Source organism: Modestobacter sp. SYSU DS0511, from assembly GCF_054050755.1.
In genome coordinates, this window is record NZ_JBJGZY010000003.1 from 85,570 (window position 1) to 111,228 (window position 25,659).

Genomic DNA, 25,659 nt, shown 5'->3' on the forward strand with positions numbered 1-25,659 from the left:
GGTCGCTGGCGCTCCCTGCGATGCTCGCTCGCACGTCGTCCTCGCGGTGCTCACTGCTGGCCTCCTCGGGTTCCGTCAGCGGCGCCGCTGCGCACGCCGGGACCGGTGCCGGTCCCGATCGTGGAGCCGGGTTCCGGCGGCGGGCCCCCGGGGCCCTGACCGCCGTCGGTGCTGCCGTCACCGCTGGTCGGCGGGGCGGCCTGGTCCCCGCCGCGCTCGGCCTGGCGCCGGGTGACGCGGCGGGCGATCTCGTTCGCGACGACGACGGCCAGCACGATCGTGCCCTGGATGATCGTCACCACCGAGGCCGGGATGCCCTCGAACTGCAGCGGGATCGCGGCCCGGTCCAGGAAGCCGAAGAGCAGCGCGCCGAAGGCGATGCCCAGCGGGTTGTTGCGCCCCAGCAGCGCGACGGCGATGCCCAGGAAGCCCAGGCCGGTGGTGAACTCGGTGCCGTAGTGGTGGGAGCTGCCCAGCAGGTCGGGCAGGCCGATGAGGCCGGCGACCGCGCCGGAGATGAGCATCGTCTTCAGCACCATGCCGCGGGCGTCGACGCCGCTGGCGGTGGCGGCCGACGGCGAGATGCCGGTGGCGCGCAGGTCGAAGCCGAACCGGGTGCGCTTGATCAGCACCGCGATCACGATCCCGGCGACCACCGCCACCAGCAGGAAGCCGTACAGCTCCGAGCGCGGCTCGGCCAGCCCCAGCACCCCGAACACCCCGTTCAGCGACGGGAACCAGCCCGACTCCGGGATCTCCGCGGTGGTGATGATCGAGGCGCCCGGCTCGCTGCCGCGCAGCGGCCCGGTGAGCAGGTAGGACGCCAGCCCCAGCGCGATGAAGTTCAGCATGATCGAGCTGATCACCTCGCTGACGCCCCGGGTGACCTTGAGGACGGCGACGATGCCGGCCCAGAAGGCACCGACCAGCATCGCCACCACGATGATCAGCAGCACGTGCAGCGGGGCCGGCAGCGCGACCGCCGCGCCCGCCGCGGCGGCGAGGATGGTGGCGAGCCGGTACTGGCCCTCGACGCCGATGTTGAACAGCCCCATCCGGAACGCCACGGAGACGGCGAGGCCGGCGAGGAACAGCGGGATCGCGCGGTTGAGGATGACGACCATCGCCTGGGTCTGCTGGGACGGCGAGTCGCCGAAGTCGAGCATGACCTCGAGCGCGCTGAGCGGGTTCTCCCCGATCAGCACGATCACCAGCGCGGAGATGACCAGCGCGACGACGATGGCCAGCACCGGCGCGAGCAGCGCGGTGCCCAGGCGGCGGACCCTGCTCACGCGGCACCCACCGCGGGGTCACCGGCACCGGTCATGTGGCTCCCGAGCTCGTCCGGGCTGAGCCGGGCCGGGTCCAGCGTGGCCACCAGGCGCCCGCGGAGCATGACGTGCAGCGTGTCCGACAGGCCGATGAGCTCGTCGAGGTCCGCCGAGACCAGCACGATCCCCATCCCCTCCGCGCGGGCGTCCTTGAGCAGTTCCCAGATGACCGACTGGGCGCCGACGTCCACGCCGCGGGTCGGGTGGGCGGCGATGAGCAGCCGTGGCCGGGCGCTCATCTCCCGCCCGACGATCAGCTTCTGCTGGTTGCCGCCGGACAGCGCCATGGCGGCGGTGTCCGGGCCGGGTGCCCGGACGTCGTACTCGCGCATGATCCGCGCGGTGTCCTCGCGGGCGCCCTTGCGGTCGATGAAGGGGCCCTTCACCGCCGGCGGCCGGGTCTGGTGGCCGAGGATCCGGTTCTCCCACAGCGGGGCCTCCAGCAGCATCCCCTGCCGGTGCCGGTCCTCCGGGATGAAGCCCAGCCCCTGCTCCCGCCGCCGCCGGGTCGACCAGGCGGTGATGTCGTCGTCCCCGAGCAGCACCGCACCGGAGGTGAGCGGCCGCAGCCCCATGACCGCCTCGACGAGCTCGGCCTGGCCGTTGCCCTCGACGCCGGCGATGCCCACGACCTCGCCCTCGCGGACGGTGAGCGAGACGTCGTCCACCGCCGGGCGGCCACCCGGCGCGGCGACGGTGACCCCGCGCAGCTGAAGCACCGGGGTGTCCCGGACGGTCGAGTCGCGCTTCTGCGCGGTGGGCAGCTCGGCGCCGACCATCAGCTCGGCGAGCTGGCGGGCCGTCGTCGTCCGCGGGTCGGCCTCCCCGACGGTCGTGCCCCGGCGGATCACGGTGATCGCGTCGGCGACCTTCCGGACCTCGTCGAGCTTGTGCGAGATGAAGATGACGGTGAGGCCCTCGCGCTTGAGCTCGGCGAGGTTGCCGAACAGCTCGTCGACCTCCTGCGGCACCAGCACCGCGGTCGGCTCGTCGAGGATCAGCGTCCGGGCGCCGCGGTACAGCACCTTGGCGATCTCCACCCGCTGCCGGTCGCCGACCCCGAGCTCCTCGACCAGGGTGTCCGGGTCGAGCCCGAGGGCGTAGGAGTCGGAGATCTCCCGGATCCGGCGCCGGGCCTCGGCGCGGTCGAGCCGGCCGCCCCTGGTGGGCTCACTGCCGAGGACGACGTTCTCCAGCACGGTGAAGTTGTCGGCCAGCATGAAGTGCTGGTGGACCATGCCGATCCCGGCGGAGATCGCGTCGGCCGGGCTGCGGAAGGTGACCGGGCGGCCGTCCACGAGGATCTCGCCCTCGTCGGGGCGGTGCATGCCGTAGAGGGTCTTCATCAGCGTCGACTTGCCGGCGCCGTTCTCCCCCACGATCGCGTGCACCTCACCGCGGCGGACGCGCAGCTGGATGTCGGAGTTGGCCACCACGCCCGGGAAGCGCTTGGTGATGCCGCGGAGCTCGACCGCGAGCGGTGCCGACTCGGTCAACGGGACTCCTCGGGTGGACCGGCGTGGTGGCGCGGGGGTGGGCCGCCGGCCGCAGGTCGTGCGGCTGGCGGTGGTTCTCGGGCTTGCTCGTTGTGGAGCTGTCGTCCGACGCGCAGACGGTACACACGGAAAACGGCGGGTCCCGGGGGCGTGTGCCGCCCCCGAGCCCGCCGCCGTCCGTGTGCTCAGGACGAGCGCGTCACGGAGTGGTGGGGACCGTGATCTCGCCGTCGACGATCTGCTGGCGGTAGTCCTCGATCACGTCGGCGATGTCGTCGATGTAGCCGCCGGAGGTGGCCAGGCCGATGCCGTCGGACTCCAGGTCGTAGACGACGTCGGTGCCGCCCTCTACCTCACCCTCGGCGAAGGACAGGATGAACTCCTGCACCGCGTTGTCGACCCGCTTCAGCATCGAGGTCATGATCACGGCCTGCTGCTCGGGGGAGCCGAGCTGCCACTGGTCGGAGTCGACGCCGATGGCCCGGTTGCCGGTCTCGACCGCGGCCTGGAAGACGCCCTCACCGGAGCCACCAGCGGCGTGGAAGACGATGTCCGCACCGTTCTGGTAAAAGCCCTGGGCCACGCTGTAGCCGCGGTCCGGGGCGCCGAAGCCGCTGAAGTCACCGGCCGGCGACAGGTACTGGCTCTGGATGGTGATGTCCGGGTTCACCGCGCGGGCACCGGCCTCGTAGCCGGCCTGGAACTTCTCGATCAGCGGGCTCTGCACGCCGCCGACGAAGCCGATGTTGTCGGTCTCGGTCTTCGACGCCGCGGCCACGCCGGCCAGGAACGAACCCTGCTCCTCGGCGAACAGCAGACCGGTCACGTTGTCGCCCTTGGCGCCGTCGGCGTTGGAGCCGTCGACCTGGGCGAACGTGGTCTCCGGGAACTCCGCGGCGACCTCACCGATGATCTCGTCGTAGTTGAAGCCGACGGCGATCACCGGGTCGTAGCCCTGCTCGGCCAGCTGGGTGAGCAGCTCGCCGCGGTTGGAGGCGTCGTCGTTCGGCGACAGCGTCTGGACGTTCTCCTCCATCGACAGGCCGAGCTCCTCGACGGCGGCCTCGACGCCGGCGTAGGCGGAGTCGTTGAACGACTTGTCGCCCCGGCCGCCGGTGTCGTACGCCAGGCCGATCATGAGGTCGTCGTTGCCGCTGCCGCCGCTGCCGCCCGAGCCGCTGTCGGTCTCGTCGCTCGCGCAGGCCGCCAGGGCCATGCTGCCGGCCAGCAGCAGCGCCGCGGCCTTCATCCCACGCACTCGGCGCAAGACGGTCTCCTCTCTCATGGGCCCGGCCGATCGGATCGGTGGGCCCCGGTGCCAGGGTGTCCGGTGCTCCGCCGCCCGCCCGGCCGGGGTGACCGGACCGCTCGACGACGCCCCCGGCACGCTAACTGCGGGTGAAGCGGGTGCGGCCACCCGGAGACGGATAGAGATGGGATCGTTGCCTACGGGCAACACCGGGCACACACCCCGCAGCCGTGGTGAGACGGCGCCCACAGCCCGGCCCGCGCCCCGGCCGGGTTAGCGTGCCCGTCATGCGCCACCCGACGTCCCCGGCCCGGCCGTCCGCCGGCCCCGTCGTCCGGCCCGCCGTCGTCCGTGTCCTGGTCGCCGTCGCACTGGTCGCGGTCGCGGTGCTCGCCCCTCCCGCGGTGACCGCCCACGCCGAGACCGCCCACGCCGAGATCGCCCGGCCCACCGTCGACCCCGGCGCCCCCACGCCGACCGCGCCGTACGAGGCCGGCCCGCCGCAGGGCAGCGCCGCCGACGGCAGCACCGTCGGCGGGGAGGGGCTGGACACCCGCGGGGTGGTCACCGCCGAGGGCGCCCCACCGCTGCCCGAGGGGATCGACGCGCGCGGCTGGCTGGTGGCCGACGCCGGCACCGGTCAGGTGCTCGGCGCCCGTGACCCGCACGGCCGCTACTACCCGGCGAGCACGATCAAGACGCTGACCCTGCTCACCCTGGCGCCGCAGCTGGACCCCGGCCAGGTCGTGGTCGCCACCGTCGAGGACGAGGCGATCGAGGGCAGCCGGGTCGGGCTGGTGCACGACGGTCAGTACCCCGTCGACCTGCTCTTCCGGGCACTGGTCATGCAGTCGGGCAACGACGTGGCCAACGCGCTGGCCCGAACCGCCGGCGGGGTCGAGGCCACGGTCGCGGCGATGAACGCCACCGCGGCCCGGCTGGGGGCCTCGGACACCGTCGTCGGCACGCCGTCCGGCCTGGACGTGGCCGGCCAGTCGTCCTCCCCCTACGACCTGGCCCTGTTCATGCGGGAGCTGGTCGCCGACCCCTACACCCTCGACGTGCTGCAGACCCGGATCGCGGAGATGCCCCCGGCGCCCGGGTTCGACGGCTTCCAGATCCAGTCGCAGAACGCGCTCCTGTCGGGCTATCCGGGCGCGCTGGGTGGCAAGACCGGCTTCACCGACGCCGCGCGGCACACCTTCGTCGCCGCCGCCGAGCGCGACGGCCGCCGGCTGGTGGTCAGCCTGATGCAGGCCGAGCGCCGCCCGGTGCACGAGCAGGAGCAGGCGACCCGGCTCCTCGACTGGGGCTTCGCCACCCCGGCCTCGGTCGACGCCCCGGGCCGGCTGGTCGACCCCGACGAGCCCGAGCCGACGGCGTCGGCCACCCCGGCCAGGCCCACCCCGACCGCCTCCTCACCCCCGGCCGTCGCGGCTCCGCCGGTCACCGCCGCCGCCCCCACGGCGGCGCAGGAGCCGAGCAGCCCGCTCGTGCCCGTCGCCCTGGCCGTCGCCGCGGTGCTGGTGGTCCTCGCCACCGTCGTCGGCCGCCGGCGGGCCCGCCGTCCGGTCAGCCGGCTCCCCGGCCCCGCCGACGGCGGGCCAGCCACCCGGTCCCCAGCGCCACCCCCAGAGCACCGGTCAGGGCACCGGCCCCCAGCAGCCCCACCGCCGTCCGCACCCGGGGCACCCGCGGGTCCGCCGCCGGAGGCACGGCCGGGGGCACAGCCGGCGACACCGCCGGCGGACGACCCGGACGGGCCTCGGCCGGCGCCACCGGATCCGGGGCGCTGACCACCGACCGCACGTGCCCGGCGGCGATCCGCTCCTGCTCGATCGACGGGATGGTCGCCGTCCACGCCGCGGTGTAGAAGGCGAACCGGAAGACCACGTTCAGCCAGACGATGAGGCCGACGATCCCGCCGAACGTCTGCGCCGTGACGTTGCCGCTGATGACGGTCAGGTAGAGGTTCCCGGCGACCTTCAGCAGCTCGAACCCGACCGCCCCGAACACCGCGCCGGGCAGCAGCTGGCGCGAGCCGAACGGGTTGTCCGGCACGCCGCGCAGCAGCCAGAGGAAGACCAGGGTGTCGCCGACCAGGGCCAGCGCGATCGCCACCGCTGCGGTGAGCACCCCGAAACCGGGGACGCCGTCCAGGCCCAGCAGGCCCAGCAGCCGGGTCGATGCCGACGTCGCGCTGGTGGTCAGCGCGATGCTCAGCGCCGCCGCCACCCCGAAGCCGAGCAGGCCGGCGACGTCCCTGACCCGGTCGGTGAGGAAGTTCGGCGGATCGGGCTGGCCGCGCCAGACGACGTCCATGCCGACCCGCAGCTTGTCCATCGCGCGCAGCCCGATGACCAGGAAGACGAGCAGGCCGACCAGGCCGAAGGTGGCGGCGCTGTCGATGGCCGCCTCGGCCTGCTGGGCCAGGTCCGCGCCCGTCGACCCGGGCACCGCGTCGCGGATCCCGGAGACGATGCGCTCCTCCAGGAGCGGGTTGCCCCGCAGCACCAGCCCGGCGACGGCGGCGACGAGCAGCAGCACCGGGAACAGCGCGAGGAAGACGTAGTAGGTGACGCCGGAGGCGAGCAGGTCGCCCTGCACCCGGTTGTAGTGGCCCCCGGCGTGCACGAGGTGGTCCAGCCACGGCCACCGGTTCCGGCCCCGGCGCAGCAGGCGGCGGGCGGCGGCGGCCAGCCGGGTGACCGGGTTGCCCGGAGCCGGACCGTCGGCGCGGTCGGGCGTCGTCCTGGGCTCGGTCACCGGACCGAGTGTGCGGTCTGGCGAACTCCGGCGCCCGTCGACCGCAGGCGTTCCGGCCCGGTCGCGCCGCAGGTCAGCGCGGTGTGCCGGTGAGCGGGTACTCGCGGGCGACAGCCCAGGCGCCGCTCGGGAGCTGCTCGAACTCGGTGAACGAGTCCACCCGGAAGTCCGCACGCACGTCGGCCAGACCGGCGTGCGCCAGGTCCAGCATCTCCCCCGGCACGTCGTGCGCGACCGTCACGTGCGGGTGGTACGGGAACGCCAGCGGCCGGGCCAGCGGGCCGGTGCGGACGTCGGTGGCGATCAGCTCGCAGTCGGCGACGCCCCGCTCCACGGCGACGAAGACGACCTCCGAGACGGGGCGGAACGTGCCGGTGCCCGACAGCCGCATGTCGAACGGCGGGTGGGCCGCCGCGACCTGCGCCAGGTGGGCGCTGATCGCCGGGCGGTCACCCACCGCGACCTCGGTGGGCGGGAGCAGCGTGACGTGCGGCGGCACCAGGCTCGCCTGCGGGTCTCCGCACTTGCCCCGCCACTCGACCAGCAGCTGCGCCCACGGCTCCGGGATCGACACCACCACGCCCAGCACGGCGGTGTCGGTCGACACCTCGCGCTCCGCCGAGGGGCGGTGCACGAAGGTGTCGTCGGCGCGCAGCGGTCGGTCGGTCACGCCGGCGTGCCCCCGACCGGGGCCAGGAAGCCCACCCGCTCGTAGACGGCGGCCAGCGTGGGGGCCGCGACCTCGCGGGCCCGGGCGGCCCCGGCGGCCAGCACCCGCTCCAGCTCGGCGGTGTCGGCCAGCAGCTCGGCGGTGCGCTGCTGCACCGGGGCGAACGCCTCGGTGACCACGTCGGCGAGCTCCTTCTTCAGGTCGCCGTAGCCGCGACCGGCGAAGTGCTCCTCGAGCTGGGCCACGGTCTGCCCGGACAGCGCCGAGTGGATGGCCAGCAGGTTGGTCACGCCCGGCTTCTCCACCGGGTCGGCGACGATCTCGCGGCCGGTGTCGGTGACCGCCGAGCGGATCTTCTTCGCCGTCGCCTTCGGGTCGTCGAGCAGGTTCACGCAGCCGGCCGGCGGCAGGCTCTTGCTCATCTTCTTGTCCGGCGACTGCAGGTCCAGCACCTTGGCCGCCCCCGGCGGCACGTAGGCCTCGGGGAGCACGAACGTGTCGCCGTACCGGCCGTTGAACCGGGTGGCCAGGTCGCGGGTCAGCTCCAGGTGCTGCCGCTGGTCCTCACCGACCGGAACGCGGGCGGCCCGGTAGAGCAGGATGTCGGCGGCCTGCAGCACCGGGTAGGTGAACAGCCCGACCGACGTCGTCCCGGCGCCCTCGCGGGTGCTCTTGTCCTTGAACTGGGTCATCCGGCTGGCCTCGCCGAACCCGGTCAGGCACTGGAGCACCCAGGCGAGCTGGGCGTGCTCGGGCACGTGGCTCTGCACGAACAGCGTGCTGCGCGCCGGGTCGACGCCCAGCGCGATCAGCTGCGCGGCGGAGACCAGCGTGCGCCGGCGCAGCACCGCCGGGTCGGGCTGCTCCGCGGTGATCGCGTGCAGGTCGACGACGCAGTAGAAGGCGTCGTGGTCGTCCTGCAGGGCCACCCACTGCCGCAGCGCACCCAGGTAGTTGCCGAGGTGGAACGAGTCAGCCGTCGGCTGGATGCCGGACAGCACGCGGGGAGCAGGCACGTCCCTCATCGAACCACGCGCCCCACCGGTGTGCGGTCAGGTGTCCGCGTCCGCAGCCCCGGTGCTGGTCAGGACGGCGTCCAGCGCGCCGAGGAGGACGTCGTCCTCCTCCGCCGTCCCGACCGTCACGCGCAGCCCCTCGCCGGGGAACGGCCGGGTGATCACCGCCCGCGCCTCCAGGGCAGCGGCGACCTCCGCGGTGCGCTCGCCCAGCGGCAGCCAGACGAAGTTGGCCTGGCTGTCGGCGACCGGCAGGCCCCGCTCGCGCAACGCTGCGGTCAGCCGGTCGCGCTCGGCGACGACGGCGGCGCACCGCTGCCGCACCTCGCCCTCGCTCGCCAGGGCGGCGACCGCCGCGGCCTGCGCGAGGCTGGAGACGCTGAACGGCACGTGGGTGCGGCGCACCGCGTCGGCGACGGCCGGGTCCTCGGCCAGCAGGTAGCCCACCCGCAGCCCGGCCAGGCCCCATGCCTTGGAGAAGGTGCGCAGCACCGCGACGTTGGGCCGCCCGCGCATCAGCTCGACGCCGTCGGGCACTCCGGGGTCGGTGACGAACTCCCGGTAGGCCTCGTCGACCACCACCAGCGCCGTCTCGGGGACCGCGTCGAGGAACCGCTCCAGCTCCGCCCGGCGCACCGCCGTCCCGGTGGGGTTGTTCGGGTTGCAGACGAACACCAGCCGGGTGCGCTCGTCGACCACGGCGGCCAGCGCCTCGAGGTCGTGGGTGTCGGCGGCGCCGCCCGGCGCGCCGGGCACCAGCGGCACCTGCTGGGTGCGAGCGCCGGCCACCTGGGCCAGCAGCGGGTACATCTCGAACGACCGCCACGCGAACGCGATGCCGGTGCCCGGGTCGTTGTACGCCTGGGCCAGCTGCTGCAGCAGGGTGACCGCGCCGCAGCCGGTGGCCACCTGACCGGGGCTGACGCCGTACCGCTCCGCCAGCGCCGCGGTGAGCACGGTCGCGCCGTTGTCGGGGTAGCGGTTGGTCTCCCCCGCCGTCGCCGCGATCGCCTCGACGACGGCCGGCAGCGGCGGGAAGGCCACCTCGTTGCTGGCCAGCTTCACCGCGCGCGGCACGCCGATCTCCCGGGCCAGGTCGGCGGGGTTGCGGCCGGGCCGGTAGGCCGGCATCGCGGCGACCGCGGGACGTGCGCTGACCACGGGGCTCCTCCTACCGGTGCGGGGGGCGCACCTGTCCAGGCTTCCCGGCGTGCGCGTGTCTAGGCTCCCGGGCATGCGCGTTCTCGTCACCGGCGGAGCCGGGTACATCGGCAGCGTAGTCACCGCGGCTCTGCTGGCCGAGGGCCACGAGGTCACGGTGCTCGACGACCTCTCGACCGGGCACGAGGACGCCGTCCCCGACGGCGCGCGCCTGGTGCAGGCCTCGCTGCACGACTCCGCGCCCGTGCTCGCCGAGGTGCGCCCCGACGCAGTGCTGCACTTCGCGGCGAAGAGCCTGGTCGGCGAGAGCCAGCAGGCTCCGGAGCTGTACTGGGAGAACAACGTCGGCGGATCGCTGGCGCTGCTGGAGGCGATGCGCGCCGCCGACTGCCGCCGGATCGTCTTCTCCTCCACCGCGGCCACCTACGGGGAGCCCGAGGAGGTGCCCATCCCGGAGAGCGCGCCCACCCGGCCGACCAACACCTACGGCGCCAGCAAGCTCGCCGTCGACACGATGCTCACCAGCTACGCGGTGGCGTACGACTTCGCCGCGGTGAGCCTGCGGTACTTCAACGTGGGCGGCGCCGCGTACGGCCGGGGCGAGCGGCACGCCACCGAGACGCACCTGATCCCGATCGCCCTGCAGGTCGCCTCGGGCACCCGCGAGTCGCTCACCGTCTACGGCGACGACTACCCGACCCCCGACGGCACCTGCATCCGCGACTACGTGCACGTCCAGGACCTCGCCGCCGCGCACCTGCTGGCCCTGCCGGCGCCCGCGCCCGGTGAGCACCGGGTCTACAACCTGGGCAGCGGCAGCGGGTTCTCCGTGCAGGAGATGGTCGACGCCGTCCGCGAGGTGACCGGGCACGACCTGCCCGTCGTCGTCGGTCCGCGCCGGGCCGGCGACCCGGCCCGCCTGGTGGCCAGCTCCGCCCGGATCCACGACGACCTGGGCTGGCGGCCGGTGCACACCGACCTGCGGAAGATCGTGCGCGACGCCTGGGAGTTCACGAAGGACCTCAGCTAGCGCTCGCCTCGGCGGGGGTCTCGTCTGCCGGGTCCGGCGCGGGGCTGACCTCGATGCGGGCGATCCGCCGTCCGTCCAGCTCCAGCACGGTCAGCGTGCGGCCCTCGACCGCGACGACGTCGCCCACCACCGGCAGCCGGCCCAGCGCCGCCAGCAGGTAGCCGGCGACCGTCTCGTAGGGCCCCTCGGGCAGCTCGAGGCCGGTGGCCTCGGCGAAGTCGTCGAGGTTCAGCAGCCCGTCGAGCTCCTGCGGGCCACCGCCGGGCTCGGCGTCCTCCGCGGCGACGTCGGCGTCGTACTCGTCGTAGATGTCCCCGATGACCTCCTCGATGAGGTCCTCCAGGGTGACGATGCCGTCGGTGCCGCCGTACTCGTCGACGACGATCGCGAAGTGCCGGTTCTCCCGGCGCATCTCCGACATCGCGTTGAGCACCTTCGCCGTCCCGGGGAGCTGCTTGACCTCCCGGGCCAGGTCGGCAACGGTCGCCGCCCGCCCGGCGGGGTGGGTGGGCAGGAACAGGTCGCGGACGTGCACGAAGCCGATGACGTCGTCCTCCCCCCGGCCGACCACCGGGTAGCGCGACCAGCTGGAGTCGGCGACCTGCTTGGCCGCCCGGCTCGCGGTCGTCGACCCGTCCAGGAAGTGCACCTCGGTGCGCGGGGTCATGACCTCGCGCACCTCCCGGTCGCCGGCGCGGAACACCTCGTCGATGAGCCGCCGCTCGTCGCTGGAGAGCGACTCGTGCGCCGCCACCAGGTCGCGCAGCTCCTCCTGGCTGATCGACTCACCGCTGACCTTCGGGTCACCGCCGAGCAGCCGGACGAGCAGGTCGGTGCTCTTGGACAGCAGCCAGATGACCGGCCGGAAGAGCTTGGCGATGGCGTTGAGCGGCGCGGCGACGACGAGGGAGAACCCCTCGGCACGCTGCAGTGCCAGCCGCTTGGGGGTCAGCTCACCGACGACCAGCGACAGGTAGCTGATCGCGATGGTGACCAGCACGAAGGCCAGTGGGTCGGCCACCCTGGCCTGGAGGCCCCGGTCGACCAGGAGGTCGGCGAGCGGCCCGGACAGCGTGCTGGCCCCGAAGGCAGCCGAGAAGAAGCCGGCCAGGGTGACCCCGACCTGCACCGCGGCGAGGAAGCGGTTCGGGTCGCCGAGCAGCTTCTGCAGCGCCTGCCCGCGGCGGCCGGTGTCGGCCAGCGCACGCACCTGGGAGTCACGCAGCGAGACCAGGGCGATCTCCGCCCCTGCGAAGGCCCCGCCGACCAGGATGAAGGCCAGGACCATGACGATGTTGAGCCAGACGTCGCTCACGAGCGGCGTGTTCCTCCAGATGCGGTGCTCGGCAGCGCTCTGCCGGCGTCAGCGGACCACGGTAGCGGCCGGACCCGCCACGGGGTCCGTGCCGTCGAACCCGCCCGCTCCCCCGGGTGTTCCCTCCGCGGGCACGCTGGTGACTGTCCGCTTCCGGCTACCCTCGGTCGAGTGACGTCCGCGATCCGCTGCTGAGGACGAGCCGTGCCTTCCCACCCGCCACGCCCGTCCGCGCTGCGCCGTCTGGACGCCGCCCTCTCCCGGTCGCTCTGGGCGCCGCTGCTGCTGGCCGCCGTGCTGGTGCTGATCGCCTCCACGGCCACCGTCGTGCACGGCGTGGTCCGCACCCAGCTGGCCGAGACCGCCGCCCAGGCCCCGCAGCCACAGCCGCCGACCTCCCCGGCACCCGGCACCGCCGCCGACCTCCCCGACGGCGCCGCACCGCAGCCGGGGACCGCCGTCCCCGGGACCCCCGCTCCCCCGGCCGCCGAGTCGGAGACGCGCTCCGCACCCGAGGCGGAGGTCACCGCCCCCGGACCGGCCACGTCCACGGCTCCCCCCGCGCCTTCCCCTGAACCCGAACCCGAACCGGAACCGGCGCGGGTGCCCACCCCGCCGTCCGGCCCGGTGGCGGCGGCCGGCGCCGGCCCGGAGCAGCAGGTGCTCGACCTGGTCAACGCCGAGCGCGCGGCAGCCGGCTGCTCGGCCGTGGTCGCCGACGGGGAGCTCGCAGCGGTGGCCCGCGCGCACAGCGCGGACATGCGCGACCGGGACTTCTTCTCCCACGTCGACCCCGACGGCCGCGACCCGTTCGCCCGGGCCCGCGCGGCCGGCATCGAGCACGCACGGGCGGAGAACATCGCCTACGGGCAGCCGGACGCCGCTGCGGTGATGGCCGCCTGGATGGGCAGCCCCGGCCACCGGGCGAACATCCTGAACTGCGACCTGGGCACCCTGGGCGTCGGCGTGGCCCAGGGCACCGGCGGTCCGTGGTGGACCCAGCTCTTCGGCGCCTGATGCCCCGTGATCACCTCGGCACTCCGGGGCCTTCGCCGTCCCCGAGGGCCCGCTGGTGCCGGGGTGATCATCCGCGCAGCGCCGCTGCCACCCGGGTCACGAGCAGATCGGGCCGACGCAGATCGGCCGCGGTGACGAACACGACCCGCCAGCCGGCCGCCGTCAGACGGTTCAGCCGCTCCCGGTCGCGCGCGAACCGTCCCGGCTCTGCGTGCCACTGACCGTCGTACTCCAGCGCCAGCCGGTGCTCGGGCCAGCCGAAGTCCACCCGGGCGACGAACCCGCCGCGGTGGCGCACCTCGAACTGCGCCACCGGCAGCGGGAGACCGGCCCGCATCAGCACCAGCCGCACTCGGGTCTCCTGCGGCGACTCGGCCAGCCCGTCGGCGAGCACCAGGGCGCGCCGGGCCTGGGCGCTGCCCCGCGACCGGGGCAGCCCCGGGACCGCGGCGCGCACCTCCTCGAGTCGCACCACGCGCTGGTGCCCGAGCTGGTCCAGCACGACGACGGCCTCCTCCAGCGGACCGCGGCGGATCAGGTCGACCGCCGTCCGCGTGCGTCCGGTCACCCGGAATCGGCCCCGCACCTCGACGTCGCCGTCGTCCAGCGCTGCGGTGCGCACCCGGATCGCCGGTGACCGCGGGCTCCAGCGCCGGCCGGCCGGCAGCACGACCTCGACGGGATCGGCGGCGCCGACCAGGCCCTCGGCGCCCCAGAGCAGCGCCGCCGTGCGGCCACCGAAGACGGCGGCCGGTGGGGCGACGAGCGACACCGCGGTGCCCCAGAGCCGGTGGTCGGCGACCAGCCGGGCGTCGGCGTACACGCCGGGCAGCACCCGGCGCCACGCCGTGCTGCGGAGCTGGTCGGGGGTGAGCAGACCACGGGCCAGCGCCGTCTCGCCCCGGAAGACCCGCCCATCGAGGGCGGGTGGACGCGCAGGTGGGCGGGGCACCCGCGGAGCGTGCCGGAGCCCGCGGCTCCCGCGCCGGCGCCGTCCACAGGCTCGCTCACCCCGGCGCCAGCGGGGTCACCCCACGCTCGAGACCCCGACGACGCCGAGGTGGTCACCGTTGGGCCCCCGACGCGGAGAGGCCCCCGCGACCAGTGGTCGCGGGGGCCTCTCGGTGGTGCGAACGTCAGCCCATCGCCTTCTGCAGGTTGGCGTCGATGGCCGCCAGGAAGTCCTGGGTGTTCAGCCACGGGCTGTCCTTGCTGATCAGCAGCGCCAGGTCCTTGGTCATCTGACCGCTCTCGACGGTGTCGATGCAGACCTTCTCCAGGGTCTCGGCGAACCGGGTCACCTCGGGGGTGTTGTCCAGCTTGCCGCGGTGGGCCAGGCCCCGGGTCCAGGCGAAGATCGACGCGATCGGGTTGGTCGAGGTCGCCTCGCCGCGCTGGTGGGCGCGGAAGTGGCGGGTGACCGTGCCGTGCGCGGCCTCGGCCTCGACCGTGCGGCCGTCCGGGGTGGCCAGCACCGAGGTCATCAGGCCCAGCGAGCCGAAGCCCTGCGCCACGGTGTCGGACTGCACGTCGCCGTCGTAGTTCTTGGCGGCCCAGACGTACCCGCCCTCCCACTTGAGGGAGGCGGCGACCATGTCGTCGATGAGGCGGTGCTCGTAGGTGATGCCCGCCGCGGCGAACTGGTCCTTGAACTCGGTCTCGAAGACCTCCTGGAACAGGTCCTTGAAGCGGCCGTCGTAGGCCTTGAGGATCGTGTTCTTGGTGGAGAGGTAGACCGGGTAGTTGCGGGCCAGGCCGTAGTTGAGCGAGGCGCGCGCGAAGTCACGGATCGACTCGTCCAGGTTGTACATGGCCATCGCGACACCGGAGCCCGGGGCCTGGAAGACCTCGTGCTCGATCGGCGCGGAGCCGTCGGACGGGGTGAAGGTCACCGTGAGGGTGCCCGCGCCCGGGAAGCGGAAGTCGGTGGCGCGGTACTGGTCACCGAAGGCGTGGCGGCCGACGATGATCGGCTTGGTCCAGCCGGGCACCAGCCGCGGCACGTTGGCCATGATGATCGGCTCGCGGAAGATGACGCCACCGAGGATGTTGCGGATCGTGCCGTTGGGCGAGCGGTACATCCGCTTGAGACCGAACTCCTCGACCCGGGCCTCGTCGGGGGTGATGGTCGCGCACTTGACGCCGACGCCGTGCTTCTTGATGGCGTTGGCGGCGTCGACGGTGATCTGGTCGTCGGTCGCGTCGCGCGACTCCATGCCGAGGTCGTAGTACTCGAGGTCGACGTCCAGGTACGGGAGGATCAGCTGGTCCTTGATGAACTGCCAGATGATCCGGGTCATCTCGTCGCCGTCGAGCTCGACGACCTTGCCCTCGACCTTGATCTTGGTCACGTGTTCGGTTTCCCTCTCTGCAGCTCTGACCGTCGTGGTCAGAGGTCGGCTACATCGGCCTGCTTGGCGCGCACGGCCTCGGCGGCCTCGCGCAGGCCCGCCAGTTCACTGTCGGTCAGGTCGCTCTGCACGACCCGCCGCACTCCTGTCCGGCCGATCTCGGCCTCGACCCCCAGGTAGACCCCGGAGATGCCGTACTCGCCGTCGACCCAGGCGCACACCGGCATGACCGCCCCGGCGTCCTCCCGCACCGCGCGCGCCATCCGGGCGGCCGCCGCGGACGGGGCGTAGTACGCCGAACCGGTCTTCAGCAGCGCGACGACCTCGGCCCCGCCGTTGCGGGTGCGGTCGACCAGGTGCGCGATCCGGTCGGCGGGCAGCACCTCGGTGAGCGGGCGGCCGTCGACGGTGCAGCGCGAGGGGACGGGGACCATCGTGTCGCCGTGCGACCCGAGCGTCAGGGTGCGCACCGAGCCGACCGGCACACCGCACTCCTGGGCCACGTTGTCCGTGAACCGGGCCGTGTCGAGCATCCCGGCCTGCCCCATGACCCGAGCCTTCGGGAAACCGGTGGCCAGCTGGGCCAGCGCGGTCATCTCGTCGAGCGGGTTGGAGACGACGATGACGACGGCGTCGGGCGAGGTGCGGGCGACGTTCTCCGCGACCGAGCGGACGATGCCGGCGTTGGTCTCGATGAGGTCCATCCGGCTCATCCCCGGCTTGCGCGGCAGGCCGGCGGTGATGACGACGATGTCGGAGCCCTCGGTGCCCTCGTAGGAGCCGCCGCCGACCCCCACGACCCGGGTCTCGAAGCCCTCGATCGGCCGTGACTGGTTGATGTCCAGCGCGAGCCCCTCGGGCTTGCCCTCGACGATGTCGGTGAGCACCACGGTCTCGAACAGGTCGTACTCCGCCAACCGCAGCGCGGTGGTCGAGCCGTAGAAACCGGCGCCGACGACGGTCACCTTGCCCTGCCGGTCCCGCTCCGCCATGCCCGCCAACCTAGCCCCGGACCGACCCCTGGGGCCATGCGGGGCGCTCCGCACGGGTCAGCCGGCCGGGATGGCCAGCGCGATGCCGGCGATCGCCAGGCCCACCACGAGGCTCAATCCGACGTCGACCGGGCGGCTGCGCACCGCCAGGAACCCGATCCGGCGGGCCGGCAGGAACAGCCGCATCAGCCCGGCACCGACCAGCGCCAGCCCCATGAGCACCAGGCCGCGGCGCCACTGCTCGAGCGCCACCAGCCCCAGGCCCGCACCGACCACCACGATGACCAGCAGCAGCGGCCACTGCCGGAGGAAGCCGGCCAGCAGCGGCCGCCGTCGGTACAGCGGCTCACGGGCCGGCCGGGTCACGCCGTGAGGACCTCGGCGCCGGCCGCCTGCTCGGCGGCGAGGACGACGTTGGCCAGCAGCATCGCCCGGGTCATCGGGCCCACCCCGCCGGGGTTGGGGGCGACGAAGCCGGCGACCTCGCGGACGTCCGCGGCGACGTCACCGGCGATCTTCCCGTCGACCCGGCTCACGCCGACGTCGAGCACGGCGGCCCCGGGCTTGACCATCTCCCCGGTGATCAGCCCGGGCACACCGGCGGCGGCGACCACGACGTCGGCGTCGCGGGTGTGCGCGGCCAGGTCCCGCGTGCCGGTGTGGCAGAGGGTCACCGTGGCGTTCTCGGTGCGCCGGGTGAGCAGCAGGCCGAGTGGTCGGCCGACGGTGATCCCGCGGCCGACGACGACGACCTCGGCCCCGGCGAGCGGGACGTCGTACCGGCGCAGCAGCTCGACGATGCCCACCGGGGTGCAGGGCAGCGGGCCCGGCACCCCGAGCACCAGCCGGCCCAGGTTGGTCGGGTGCAGGCCGTCGGCGTCCTTGGCCGGGTCCATCCGCTCCAGCACCTCGCTCTCGTCGATCCCCCGCGGCAGCGGGAGCTGGACGATGTAGCCGGTGCACGCCGGGTCGGCGTTGAGCTCGTCGACGACGGCCAGCACGTCGGTCAGCGTGGCGGTGGCAGGCAGCTCGCGCTGGATGCTGGCGATGCCCACCTCGGCGCAGTCGGAGTGCTTCGCCGAGACGTACCACCGGCTGCCCGGGTCGTCGCCGACCAGCAGGGTGCCCAGTCCGGGGCGCCGTCCGGCGGCCGCGAGCGCGGCCACCCGCCCGGTGAGCTCCGCCCGGATCGCCGCCGCCGTCGCCTTGCCGTCCAGAGTCGTCGCCGCCACGCCGCCAGTCTGCCGCACGCCCGTTCCCTGGGCCCCCGCACACCGCCGGCCCCGGGGGCGGCCCGTCGCGCGAGGCGGACCGACGAGCGAGCCCGGCAGGGGCCGTGGGACGGGAGCCCACCACGCACGGCAGCGCTGTCCGCGCGGCAGGTCAGTCGGCGACCAGCGCGCCGTGGGCGCGGGCGAAGGTCACCGCCTGGACGACGTCGAGCCGCACCCCGGTGACGTCGAAGCCGTGCCAGTCGACCCCGTCGGTGTCCGCGCCGCGCAGGTCCGCACCACGCAGCCGGGTGGTCTGCAGACGGGCGTGCCGCAGGTCGGCGCGGGTGAGGTCGGACTCGCGCAGGTCGGTGTCGGTCAGGTCGGACTCGACCAGTTTCTGGCCCGACAGGTCGACCCCGGACAGGTCGACCCCGCGCAGCGACGTGTAGCTCCAGTCGGAGTCCGCGCTGGTCATCGGGCGCAGCGTCGCGCCCGGGAACTGCGAGCCGGTGAGCTTGCAGCCGGACCAGGTGCTGCCGGACAGGCGCGCCCGGTCGAACCGGCAGGAGAGGAACGCCGTCCCCTCGTGCCGGGCGCCGGACATCGCCACGCCGGTGAGCACGCACTGCTCGAACACGCAGCGCACCGTGACCAGCTCGGCGAACGAGGCGTCGTCGAAGCGGCAGTCGACGAAGGTGACCCGCTCCAGCCGGGCCCAGTCCCACTCGACCCGGGCGAGGTCCTCGCCCTCCCAGACGGTGTCCGGCTCAGGGGGTGACGGGTCCACGCGAACGGCCTTCCACCTTGCTCAGTGCGCGAAGTGGCGGGTGCCGGTGAGGTACAGCGTCGCCCCGGCCGCCGCCGCGGCGGCGACCACCTCGTCGTCCCGCACGGACCCGCCTGGCTGCACCACCGCGCGCACCCCGGCGTCCAGCAGCACCTGCAGCCCGTCGGCGAAGGGGAAGAACGCGTCGGAGGCGGCCACCGACCCGGCGGCCCGCTCCCCCGCCCGCGCCACGGCCAGCCGGGCGGAGTCGACCCGGTTGACCTGGCCCATGCCGACGCCCACGGTGGCCCGGTCGGTGGCCAGCAGGATGGCGTTGCTCTTCACCGCGCGCACGGCTCGCCAGGCGAAGACCAGGTCGTCGAGGCCGGCGGCGTCCAGCGGCTGACCGGTGGCCAGGGTCCAGCTGGTGGGGTCGTCGCCGACGGCGTCGATCCGGTCGGCGGTCTGCAGCAGCAGTCCGCCGCTCACCGGGCGCAGCTCGACGGTCAGCCGCGGGGCCTCGGGCATCTGCAGCAGCCGGATGTTCTTCTTCTGGGTGAGCAGGCCCAGGGCGTCCTCGGTGAACGACGGGGCGACGACGACCTCGGTGAACACCTCGGAGATCTGCTCGGCGAGGGTCAGGTCGACCTCGCGGTTGGCGGCGATCACCCCACCGAAGGCCGAGACCGGGTCGCAGGCGTGCGCCTTGCGGTGCGCGGCCGCGATGTCCGCCCCGACCGCGATCCCGCACGGGTTGGCGTGCTTGATGATCGCCACGCACGGCTCGCCGTGGTCGTGCGCGGCCCGCCAGGCGGCGTCGGTGTCGACGTAGTTGTTGTAGGACATCTGCTTGCCGTGCAGCTGCTCGGCGTCGGCGAGCCCGGGCTGCCCGCTGCGGTACAGCGCGGCCCCCTGGTGCGGGTTCTCCCCGTAGCGGAGGACGTCGGTGCGCTCCCAGCTGCCCCCGACCCACTCGGGGAAGCCGCTCTCGTCGTCCGGGGAGAGCACGTTGCCCATCCAGGAGGCGACCGCGACGTCGTAGGCAGCGGTGTGCCGGAACGCCTCGGCGGCCAGCTGCTGGCGCTGGGCCAGGGTGAAGCCGCCGGCGCCGACCGCCTCCACGACCTCCGCGTAGCGGCCCGGGTCGACGACGACGGCCACCGACGGGTGGTTCTTCGCCGCGGCCCGCACCATCGCCGGGCCGCCGATGTCGATCTGCTCGATGCACTCGTCGGGGGAGGCGCCGGAGGCGACGGTGTCGCTGAACGGGTAGAGGTTGACCACGACGAGGTCGAAGGCGGCGATGCCCAGCTCGTCCAGCTGGGCCAGGTGCGCGGGCTTGCGGCGGTCGGCCAGGATGCCCGCGTGCACCGCCGGGTGCAGCGTCTTGACCCGGCCGTCGAGGCACTCGGGGAAGCCGGTGACCTGCTCGACGGGGGTGACCGGCAGCCCGGCGGCGGCGATCCGCGCCGCGGTGGCGCCGGTGCTGACCAGTTCGACACCGGCGTCGACCAGGCCGCGGGCGAGCTCGTCGACGCCGCTCTTGTCGTAGACGCCCAGCAGCGCGCGGCGGACGGGGGTGCGCTCGGTCATCGGGTGCTCTCCTCGGTCGGGATGGCGGGAGTCGGTGGGGAGGGGATCGGCGCGCCGGTGGCCAGCGCGGCCACGGTGCGCACCAGGAGCTCGCGCTCGACGGTCTTGATCCGTTCGTGCAGGCTCGCCTCGTCGTCGTCGGCGTGCACGGGAACGGGGCGCTGGGTCAGCACCGGGCCGGTGTCCAGGCCGGCGTCGACCAGGTGCACGGTCGCGCCGGTCGTGGTGACCCCGGCGGCCAGGGCGTCGCGGACGGCGTGCGCGCCGGGGAACGCCGGCAGCAGCGCCGGGTGGGTGTTGACCACCCGGCCGCCGAAGGCGGCCAGCACGGCGGGGCCCAGCAGTTTCATGAACCCGGCCGAGACCACCCAGTCGGGACGGTGCTCGACCAGCGCGGCGGCCAGCGCTCGGTCCCAGGACGCCCGGTCGGGGTGGTCGCGCAGGGCGACGACGAAGGTGCCGATCCCGCGGTCGGCAGCGAGGGCCAGGCCTGCGGCGTCCGGGCGGTCCGCGCCGACGGCGACGACCTCGGCGGGGTATCCGGGCTCCTCGGTGGCGGCGAGCAGAGCGGCGCACAGCGAGCCGGCCCCGGAGAGCAGGACGACCACGCGCGCCCGGGCACCCGGCGTCCCCGGGACGGCGGATGCGTCGGCGGGCACGTCCGCAGACCCTAGTGGCCGGGTCCGGAGCCCGGTGTCGACGGGTCGGGCACGGGCAGGTCAGGACCGGGCGCGCCAGCGGGCGACGGCGGCGCTGGGGACGGCGGCGATCCCGGCCTGCGCGGCGACCGCCAGCCCGGTGGCCAGCGCCGGCGCGCCGACCACGGCCAGGGCTCCGTCGCCGAGCGCGCCCCCGGCGACGAGCACCCACAGCCCCGTGACGACGCCGACGCCGACCCCCGCGACGATGCCCCACAAGGCAGCGGTGACCGCCCCGCCGTCGCCGTCCTCGAGCCGGCGCCCCAGCGCGGTGCCGGCGACCGCCCCGGCGAGCGCGGGCAGCGCCTGGGACAGGAACGCGACCAGCGGCACGGCCTGGGTGTCGGGGAGGGCAGCCAGCAGCGGCAACGCGGGCACCGGCCCGAGCGTGACACCGCCGACCGAGACGACGGTGCCCGTCCCGACGACGAACCCCGGCCCGGCGGCCAGCCCGGCGACCGCGGCGAGGGCGTTGGGCAGCAGCAGGAGGCTCAGCCCGACCAGCCCGGCGGCCCCGGCGCTGGCGCTCCCGAGGCCGGTGACCATCGCGGCGGCACCGTCGACGTCGGACCCCAGCGCTACGGCGAGGACGGCGGCGCACCCGGCGGCCAGCGCCAGCGTGCCGGCCGCCACGGCCCGCAGCACGGCCCGGCCCGGTCCGGGGAACCGGTCCAGCAGCTCCCCGCCGAGCGGGGAGTCGCGCAGCACGCCCGTGCCACCGGCGAGCAGCGCGAGCACGGCGCCCCCCACGAGCGGACCCACCGGGCCGACCGTGGCGTCGGGCGTGCTGACCAGCGCGGTGACCAGCCCGGTCGTGGCCGTGTGCACCGCGACCACGACGGCGACCACCCCGCTGGCCGACCGGGGTGACTCCAGCTCGCGGACCGCGGCGACCGAACCCGCCGCCCGGGCCAGCCCCCAGGCGATGCCCGCGGTGACCAGCAACGGGGCGATCCGGAGGGGCCCGGAGGGCAGCTCGACCGCCGCGCCGTGCGCCAGCAGCCACAGCTGCCCGGCCACCCGCGCGGACGACCCCGCCGGCAGCCCGCCGTCAGGGTCGAGGGCCTGCACGACGAGCAGCGCCAGCCACAGCCCGAGCAGCCCGGTCACCGGCACCGCGAGGGCGGTGGCCACCGCGAGCCAGCCGGTGGCGGGGCCGCGCCGTCCACCGGTGCCGCGTGACCCGAGGGGCAGGCGGGACAGCAGGGACGTCACCTCCCCACTCTCGCAAGCCACGTCGCCGGATCGGCGGCGCACGCGCCGGGTCCGGCCATCTCACACGGCCGCCCCGCCGGACGGATCAGCCGGCCCCGGCGGCGGTGCTCCCGCCGGGCTCCCCGGGGCGACGACCGGGCTCCGGCGCGGGCTCCCCGTCCGCCGGCCCGGGCTGCGCCGTCGACCCGGGCTGCTCCGTCGACCCGGGCTGCGGCGTCGACCCGGGCTGCGCCGTCGACCCGGGCTGCGGCGCCGTCGGCCAGGCCGGAGCCGGCGTCCAGGCAGGCGGGCCCTGGTACCAGCCGGACTGCGGAGGCTGCCCCCATCCCGGGGCCGGTGCGGGGTCGGGAGCCTGCCCGTACCCCGGGAACGCCCCTGGGCTCCACCCGGCAGGGGGCGGGGTGGAGCCGTAGGTCGGCGGCGCCCCGTACCCCGGTGGCCCGTACCCCGTCGGCCCGTACGGCGGCGAGCCCCAGCCCGGGTGGGCCGGGGGCGGTGGCGGTGCACCGATCCACCCGGCGGGAGCGGCACCTGAGGCCCGCAGCTCGGCGAGCAGCCGGGACATGGTGACCACCAGCAGCGCCGTCGCGGTGAGGAAGGCGAGCAGCCCCATCAGCGTGAAGCCGGCGTCGAAGGTGGTCAGCCACTCGGTCAGCGTCAGCAGGAAGGCCAGGGACGCGAGGCCGGCCGGGACGACGGCCCGTGGGAACGGCACCCGGACCTCGCGGAAGGCCGGCAGCACGGTCCACACCGCGGCCGCTCCCAGCAGCACGAGCGCGAGGGTCAGCCAGGGCGACCGGAACCCGTTGACCGACGCGCCGGGCGCGCTGTAGCCGAAGCCGAGGTCGTACGCCGGGACGGTGAACCACGGCACGCTGAGGAACACCAGGTAGAGCAGCGCCCCGGCCGGGACGGCGAGGTCGGCCCAGCCCAGCACCCGCAGCCCGGGCCGGCGGCGGGGTGCCGGCCCGGGGGCCACCGGCTCCGGTCCCGGCCCGCCCGGCTGCTGCTCGGGACCACTGGACGTCATCGCTGCGGCTCTCCTCCTGGTGCGCGGCAGGTCCCCCGCATCGTCCCCCACCGGGAACGCCGCTGCCCGGCACCTCCGCGGGAGGTGCCGGGCAGTCAGCCCCTCAGGCCCCCGTCCCGGGTCCCGCCCTGAGCTCGCCAAGGGTGGGGAGGACGGGGTCCTTCATCAGCCTCCGACGATCTCGCGCATCAGCCGCGCGGTCTCCGACGGGGTCTTGCCCACCCGGACGCCGGCGGCCTCGAGGGCCTCCTGCTTGGCCTGGGCGGTGCCGGCCGAACCGGAGACGATCGCGCCGGCGTGGCCCATCGTCTTGCCCTCCGGCGCGGTGAAGCCGGCGACGTAGCCGACGACCGGCTTGGTCACGTTGGCCTTGATGAACTCCGCGGCCCGCTCCTCGGCGTCGCCACCGATCTCGCCGATCATCACGATCGCCTCGGTCTCCGGGTCGTCCTGGAACGCCTGGAGGCAGTCGATGTGCGTGGTGCCGATGACCGGGTCACCGCCGATGCCGACGGCGGTGGAGAAGCCGATGTCCCGGAGCTCGTACATCATCTGGTAGGTCAGCGTGCCGCTCTTGCTGACCAGGCCGATCTTGCCGGCCTTGGTGATGTTCGCGGGGATGATCCCGGCGTTCGACCGCCCGGGGCTGATCAGGCCCGGGCAGTTCGGGCCGATGATCCGGGTGGTGCCACCCTGGGCGTGGGCCCAGAAGTAGGTCGAGTCGTGCACCGGGATGCCCTCGGTGATCACGACGGCGAGCCCGATCTGGGCGTCGACGGCCTCGATGACGGCGTTCTTCGCGCCGGCCGGCGGCACGAAGATGACGCTGACGTCGGCGCCGGTCTCCTTCATGGCGTCGGCGACGCTGCCGAAGACGGGGACGCTGGCGCCGTCGAAGTCGACGGTCTCGCCGGCCTTCTTCGGGTTGACGCCACCGACGATGGCGGTGCCGGAGGCGAGCATGCGCTGCGTGTGCTTGCGCCCCTCGGAGCCGGTCATGCCCTGGACGATGACCTTGCTGTTCTCGGTGAGGAAGATCGACATCTCTGGTGAGTCCTGTTCAGGCCGGGGGCGATTAGAGGGCGGCGAGCTCGGCGGCCCGGCGGGCGGCGCCGTCCATCGTGTCCACCACGGTCACCAGCGGGTGGTTGGCGTCGGCGAGGATCCGCCGGCCCTCCTCCACGTTGTTGCCGTCGAGCCGGACGACCAGCGGCTTGCTGGCCTCGTCGCCGAGCTGGCCCAGCGCCGCGACGATGCCGTTGGCGACGGCGTCGCAGGCGGTGATCCCGCCGAAGACGTTGACGAAGACGCTCTTCACGGCCGAGTCGGAGAGGATGATGCCCAGCCCGTTGGCCATGACCTCGGCCGAGGCACCGCCACCGATGTCCAGGAAGTTCGCCGGGCGGACGCCGCCGAAGTCCTCGCCGGCGTAGGCCACGACGTCCAGCGTGCTCATGACCAGGCCGGCGCCGTTGCCGATGATGCCGACCTCGCCCTCGAGCTTGACGTAGTTGAGGTCCTTGGCCTTGGCCGCGGCCTCCAGCGGGTCGGCGGAGGCGGCGTCCTCGAGGGCCTCGTGCCCGGGGTGCCGGAAGCCGGCGTTCTCGTCGAGGGTCACCTTCGCGTCCAGCGCGAGGACGGTGCCGTCGGGCGCCTTGGCCAGCGGGTTGATCTCGACCAGGGTGGCGTCCTCCTTGCTGAAGACGTCCCACAGCTGCACCGCGATGGCGATGACCTGGTCGCGCACCTCGGCGGGGAACCCGGCGGCGTCGATGATCTCGGCGGCCTTCTGGGTGTCGACACCGACGGAGGCGTCGACGGGGACCCGGGCCAGCGCCTCGGGGCGCTCGACGGCGAGCTGCTCGATCTCCATGCCGCCCTCCTTCGAGGCCATCGCCAGGAAGGTGCGGTTGGACCGGTCGAGCAGGTAGGAGAAGTAGTACTCCTCGGCGATGTCGCTGGCCTGGGCGACCATCACGCGGTGGGTGATGTGACCCTTGATGTCCAGCCCGAGGATGTCCTGGGCGCGCGCCCTGGCGGTCTCGGGGTCGTCGGCGAGCTTCACGCCACCCGCCTTGCCCCGGCCGCCCACCTTCACCTGGGCCTTGACCACGACGGGCGCCGCGATCTCGCGGGCGATCGCCTCGGCCTGCTCGGGTGTCTCGGCTACGCCGCCGGGGAGCACGGGGACGCCGTGCGCGGCCAACAGGTCACGGGCCTGGTACTCGAAGAGATCCACGATCAGGCACCGTAGACCGCCGCTGCGGCCGCCGCTCACGCGCCCGGCCGCGAGTGCGGCGCGTCACCCCGATCGGGGTGGGCGTGTCACGCCCCGGCGGGGGCGCCGACGTGCGCGCGCACCCAGCCGACGATCTCCTCGGTGCTGGCACCGGGGGTGAACACGCGTGCCACGCCCAGGCGGGCCAGCTCGGGCAGGTCGGCCTCGGGGATGATCCCGCCACCGAAGACGACCACGTCGTCGACGCCGCGCTCGCGCAGGAGCTCGGCGAGCCGGGCGAAGAGCGTGAGGTGCGCACCGGAGAGCACGGAGAGGCCGACGGCGTCGGCGTCCTCCTGCACGACGGTCTCCACGATCTGCTCCGGGGTCTGGTGCAGGCCGGTGTAGACGACCTCCATGCCGGCGTCGCGCAGGGCGCGCGCGACCACCTTGGCGCCGCGGTCGTGCCCGTCCAGGCCGGGCTTGGCGATCACCACCCGGATGCGCTCGCTGGTCACGCCGTGGACTCTA

Annotated in this window: 23 protein-coding genes and 1 pseudogene; 3 read left to right on the top strand and 21 right to left on the bottom strand. The window is 74.4% G+C overall.

All coding sequences use genetic code 11. The features are described 5' to 3' along the window. Nucleotides 1–50: 50 nt before the first annotated feature. The 3 genes from ACI783_RS02515 to ACI783_RS02525 form a co-directional block, all read right to left on the bottom strand. Nucleotides 51–1,292 (bottom strand): ABC transporter permease, encoded by a 1,242-nt coding sequence (locus ACI783_RS02515; RefSeq protein WP_457138990.1) that lies wholly within the window; start codon nucleotides 1,290–1,292, stop codon nucleotides 51–53. Beyond that, nucleotides 1,289–2,827, bottom strand: a complete 1,539-nt coding sequence (locus tag ACI783_RS02520) for an ABC transporter ATP-binding protein (RefSeq protein ID WP_457138991.1) — start codon at nucleotides 2,825–2,827, stop codon at nucleotides 1,289–1,291. The genes ACI783_RS02515 and ACI783_RS02520 overlap by 4 nt, the downstream gene beginning before the upstream one ends. A 199-nt stretch (nucleotides 2,828–3,026) precedes the next feature. Beyond that, complete coding sequence (locus tag ACI783_RS02525) at nucleotides 3,027–4,085, bottom strand: BMP family lipoprotein (RefSeq protein WP_457139059.1); 1,059 nt, start codon at nucleotides 4,083–4,085, stop codon at nucleotides 3,027–3,029. 278 nt (nucleotides 4,086–4,363) lie between these two features. On the opposite strand from ACI783_RS02525, the gene ACI783_RS02530 reads away from it, so the two are divergent. Then, the gene (locus tag ACI783_RS02530; protein WP_457138992.1) at nucleotides 4,364–5,872 is read left to right on the top strand and encodes a D-alanyl-D-alanine carboxypeptidase family protein; all 1,509 of its coding nucleotides are present in this window, start codon (nucleotides 4,364–4,366) and stop codon (nucleotides 5,870–5,872) included. 58 nt (nucleotides 5,873–5,930) lie between these two features. Here ACI783_RS02530 and ACI783_RS02535 read toward each other — a convergent pair. The 4 genes and pseudogenes from ACI783_RS02535 to hisC form a co-directional block, all read right to left on the bottom strand. Continuing rightward, a pseudogene (locus ACI783_RS02535) lies at nucleotides 5,931–7,016 on the bottom strand (YihY/virulence factor BrkB family protein); the annotation flags it as partial. Beyond that, nucleotides 6,916–7,512: a 2'-5' RNA ligase family protein gene (locus ACI783_RS02540; protein ID WP_457138993.1), complete on the bottom strand. Its 597-nt coding sequence runs from the start codon at nucleotides 7,510–7,512 to the stop codon at nucleotides 6,916–6,918. The pseudogene ACI783_RS02535 and the gene ACI783_RS02540, both read right to left, overlap by 101 nt. After that, nucleotides 7,509–8,537: a tryptophan--tRNA ligase gene (trpS, locus tag ACI783_RS02545; RefSeq protein ID WP_457138994.1), complete on the bottom strand. Its 1,029-nt coding sequence runs from the start codon at nucleotides 8,535–8,537 to the stop codon at nucleotides 7,509–7,511. Before trpS ends, ACI783_RS02540 begins: the two co-directional genes overlap by 4 nt. A 27-nt stretch (nucleotides 8,538–8,564) precedes the next feature. Next, the gene (hisC, locus tag ACI783_RS02550) at nucleotides 8,565–9,689 is read right to left on the bottom strand and encodes a histidinol-phosphate transaminase (protein ID WP_457138995.1); all 1,125 of its coding nucleotides are present in this window, start codon (nucleotides 9,687–9,689) and stop codon (nucleotides 8,565–8,567) included. Between the two features lie 73 nt (nucleotides 9,690–9,762). On the opposite strand from hisC, the gene galE reads away from it, so the two are divergent. Continuing rightward, the gene (gene galE, locus ACI783_RS02555; RefSeq protein WP_457138996.1) at nucleotides 9,763–10,719 is read left to right on the top strand and encodes a UDP-glucose 4-epimerase GalE; all 957 of its coding nucleotides are present in this window, start codon (nucleotides 9,763–9,765) and stop codon (nucleotides 10,717–10,719) included. Here galE and ACI783_RS02560 read toward each other — a convergent pair. Further along, the gene (locus tag ACI783_RS02560; RefSeq protein WP_457138997.1) at nucleotides 10,712–12,034 is read right to left on the bottom strand and encodes a hemolysin family protein; all 1,323 of its coding nucleotides are present in this window, start codon (nucleotides 12,032–12,034) and stop codon (nucleotides 10,712–10,714) included. The two genes, galE and ACI783_RS02560, sit on opposite strands and share 8 nt — an antisense overlap. Nucleotides 12,035–12,238: 204 nt before the next feature. Here ACI783_RS02560 and ACI783_RS02565 point away from each other — a divergent pair, with 204 nt between their 5' ends. Further along, entirely contained in the window at nucleotides 12,239–13,051 is an 813-nt protein-coding gene (locus tag ACI783_RS02565; protein ID WP_457138998.1) for a CAP domain-containing protein, read from the top strand. Nucleotides 13,052–13,118: 67 nt separating this feature from the next. Here the strand turns inward: ACI783_RS02565 and ACI783_RS02570 are convergent, their stop codons facing one another. The 13 genes from ACI783_RS02570 to ACI783_RS02630 all read right to left on the bottom strand — a co-directional run bounded on the left by ACI783_RS02570 (nucleotide 13,119) and on the right by ACI783_RS02630 (nucleotide 25,646). After that, entirely contained in the window at nucleotides 13,119–14,003 is an 885-nt protein-coding gene (locus tag ACI783_RS02570; protein ID WP_457138999.1) for a hypothetical protein, read from the bottom strand. A gap of 184 nt (nucleotides 14,004–14,187) precedes the next feature. Then, the gene (locus ACI783_RS02575) at nucleotides 14,188–15,402 is read right to left on the bottom strand and encodes an NADP-dependent isocitrate dehydrogenase (protein ID WP_457139000.1); all 1,215 of its coding nucleotides are present in this window, start codon (nucleotides 15,400–15,402) and stop codon (nucleotides 14,188–14,190) included. Between the two features lie 38 nt (nucleotides 15,403–15,440). Continuing rightward, nucleotides 15,441–16,394 (bottom strand): malate dehydrogenase, encoded by a 954-nt coding sequence (gene mdh, locus ACI783_RS02580; protein WP_457139001.1) that lies wholly within the window; start codon nucleotides 16,392–16,394, stop codon nucleotides 15,441–15,443. 57 nt (nucleotides 16,395–16,451) lie between these two features. Beyond that, complete coding sequence (locus ACI783_RS02585) at nucleotides 16,452–16,760, bottom strand: DUF3017 domain-containing protein (RefSeq protein WP_457139002.1); 309 nt, start codon at nucleotides 16,758–16,760, stop codon at nucleotides 16,452–16,454. Continuing rightward, nucleotides 16,757–17,626, bottom strand: a complete 870-nt coding sequence (locus ACI783_RS02590; RefSeq protein WP_457082393.1) for a bifunctional methylenetetrahydrofolate dehydrogenase/methenyltetrahydrofolate cyclohydrolase — start codon at nucleotides 17,624–17,626, stop codon at nucleotides 16,757–16,759. The genes ACI783_RS02585 and ACI783_RS02590 overlap by 4 nt, the downstream gene beginning before the upstream one ends. A gap of 151 nt (nucleotides 17,627–17,777) precedes the next feature. Further along, the gene (locus ACI783_RS02595; protein ID WP_457139003.1) at nucleotides 17,778–18,395 is read right to left on the bottom strand and encodes a pentapeptide repeat-containing protein; all 618 of its coding nucleotides are present in this window, start codon (nucleotides 18,393–18,395) and stop codon (nucleotides 17,778–17,780) included. Between the two features lie 21 nt (nucleotides 18,396–18,416). After that, nucleotides 18,417–19,967 carry a bifunctional phosphoribosylaminoimidazolecarboxamide formyltransferase/IMP cyclohydrolase gene (gene purH / locus ACI783_RS02600; RefSeq protein WP_457139004.1) on the bottom strand — a complete coding sequence of 517 codons (1,551 nt, stop codon included), beginning with the start codon at nucleotides 19,965–19,967 and terminating at the stop codon, nucleotides 18,417–18,419. Further along, nucleotides 19,964–20,626 carry a phosphoribosylglycinamide formyltransferase gene (gene purN / locus ACI783_RS02605; protein WP_457139005.1) on the bottom strand — a complete coding sequence of 221 codons (663 nt, stop codon included), beginning with the start codon at nucleotides 20,624–20,626 and terminating at the stop codon, nucleotides 19,964–19,966. The genes purH and purN overlap by 4 nt, the downstream gene beginning before the upstream one ends. Before the next feature lie 60 nt (nucleotides 20,627–20,686). Then, nucleotides 20,687–21,880, bottom strand: coding sequence for a cell division protein PerM (locus tag ACI783_RS02610; RefSeq protein WP_457139006.1), 1,194 nt, complete (start codon nucleotides 21,878–21,880; stop codon nucleotides 20,687–20,689). 85 nt (nucleotides 21,881–21,965) lie between these two features. Next, entirely contained in the window at nucleotides 21,966–22,910 is a 945-nt protein-coding gene (locus tag ACI783_RS02615) for a hypothetical protein (protein WP_457139007.1), read from the bottom strand. Nucleotides 22,911–23,075: 165 nt separating this feature from the next. Beyond that, nucleotides 23,076–23,954 carry a succinate--CoA ligase subunit alpha gene (gene sucD, locus ACI783_RS02620; protein ID WP_457139008.1) on the bottom strand — a complete coding sequence of 293 codons (879 nt, stop codon included), beginning with the start codon at nucleotides 23,952–23,954 and terminating at the stop codon, nucleotides 23,076–23,078. 31 nt (nucleotides 23,955–23,985) lie between these two features. Then, nucleotides 23,986–25,149 (bottom strand): ADP-forming succinate--CoA ligase subunit beta, encoded by a 1,164-nt coding sequence (gene sucC / locus ACI783_RS02625; protein WP_457139009.1) that lies wholly within the window; start codon nucleotides 25,147–25,149, stop codon nucleotides 23,986–23,988. An 86-nt stretch (nucleotides 25,150–25,235) separates the two neighbouring features. Next, nucleotides 25,236–25,646 carry a cobalamin B12-binding domain-containing protein gene (locus tag ACI783_RS02630; protein WP_457084295.1) on the bottom strand — a complete coding sequence of 137 codons (411 nt, stop codon included), beginning with the start codon at nucleotides 25,644–25,646 and terminating at the stop codon, nucleotides 25,236–25,238. Between the last annotated feature and the right edge of the window lie 13 nt (nucleotides 25,647–25,659).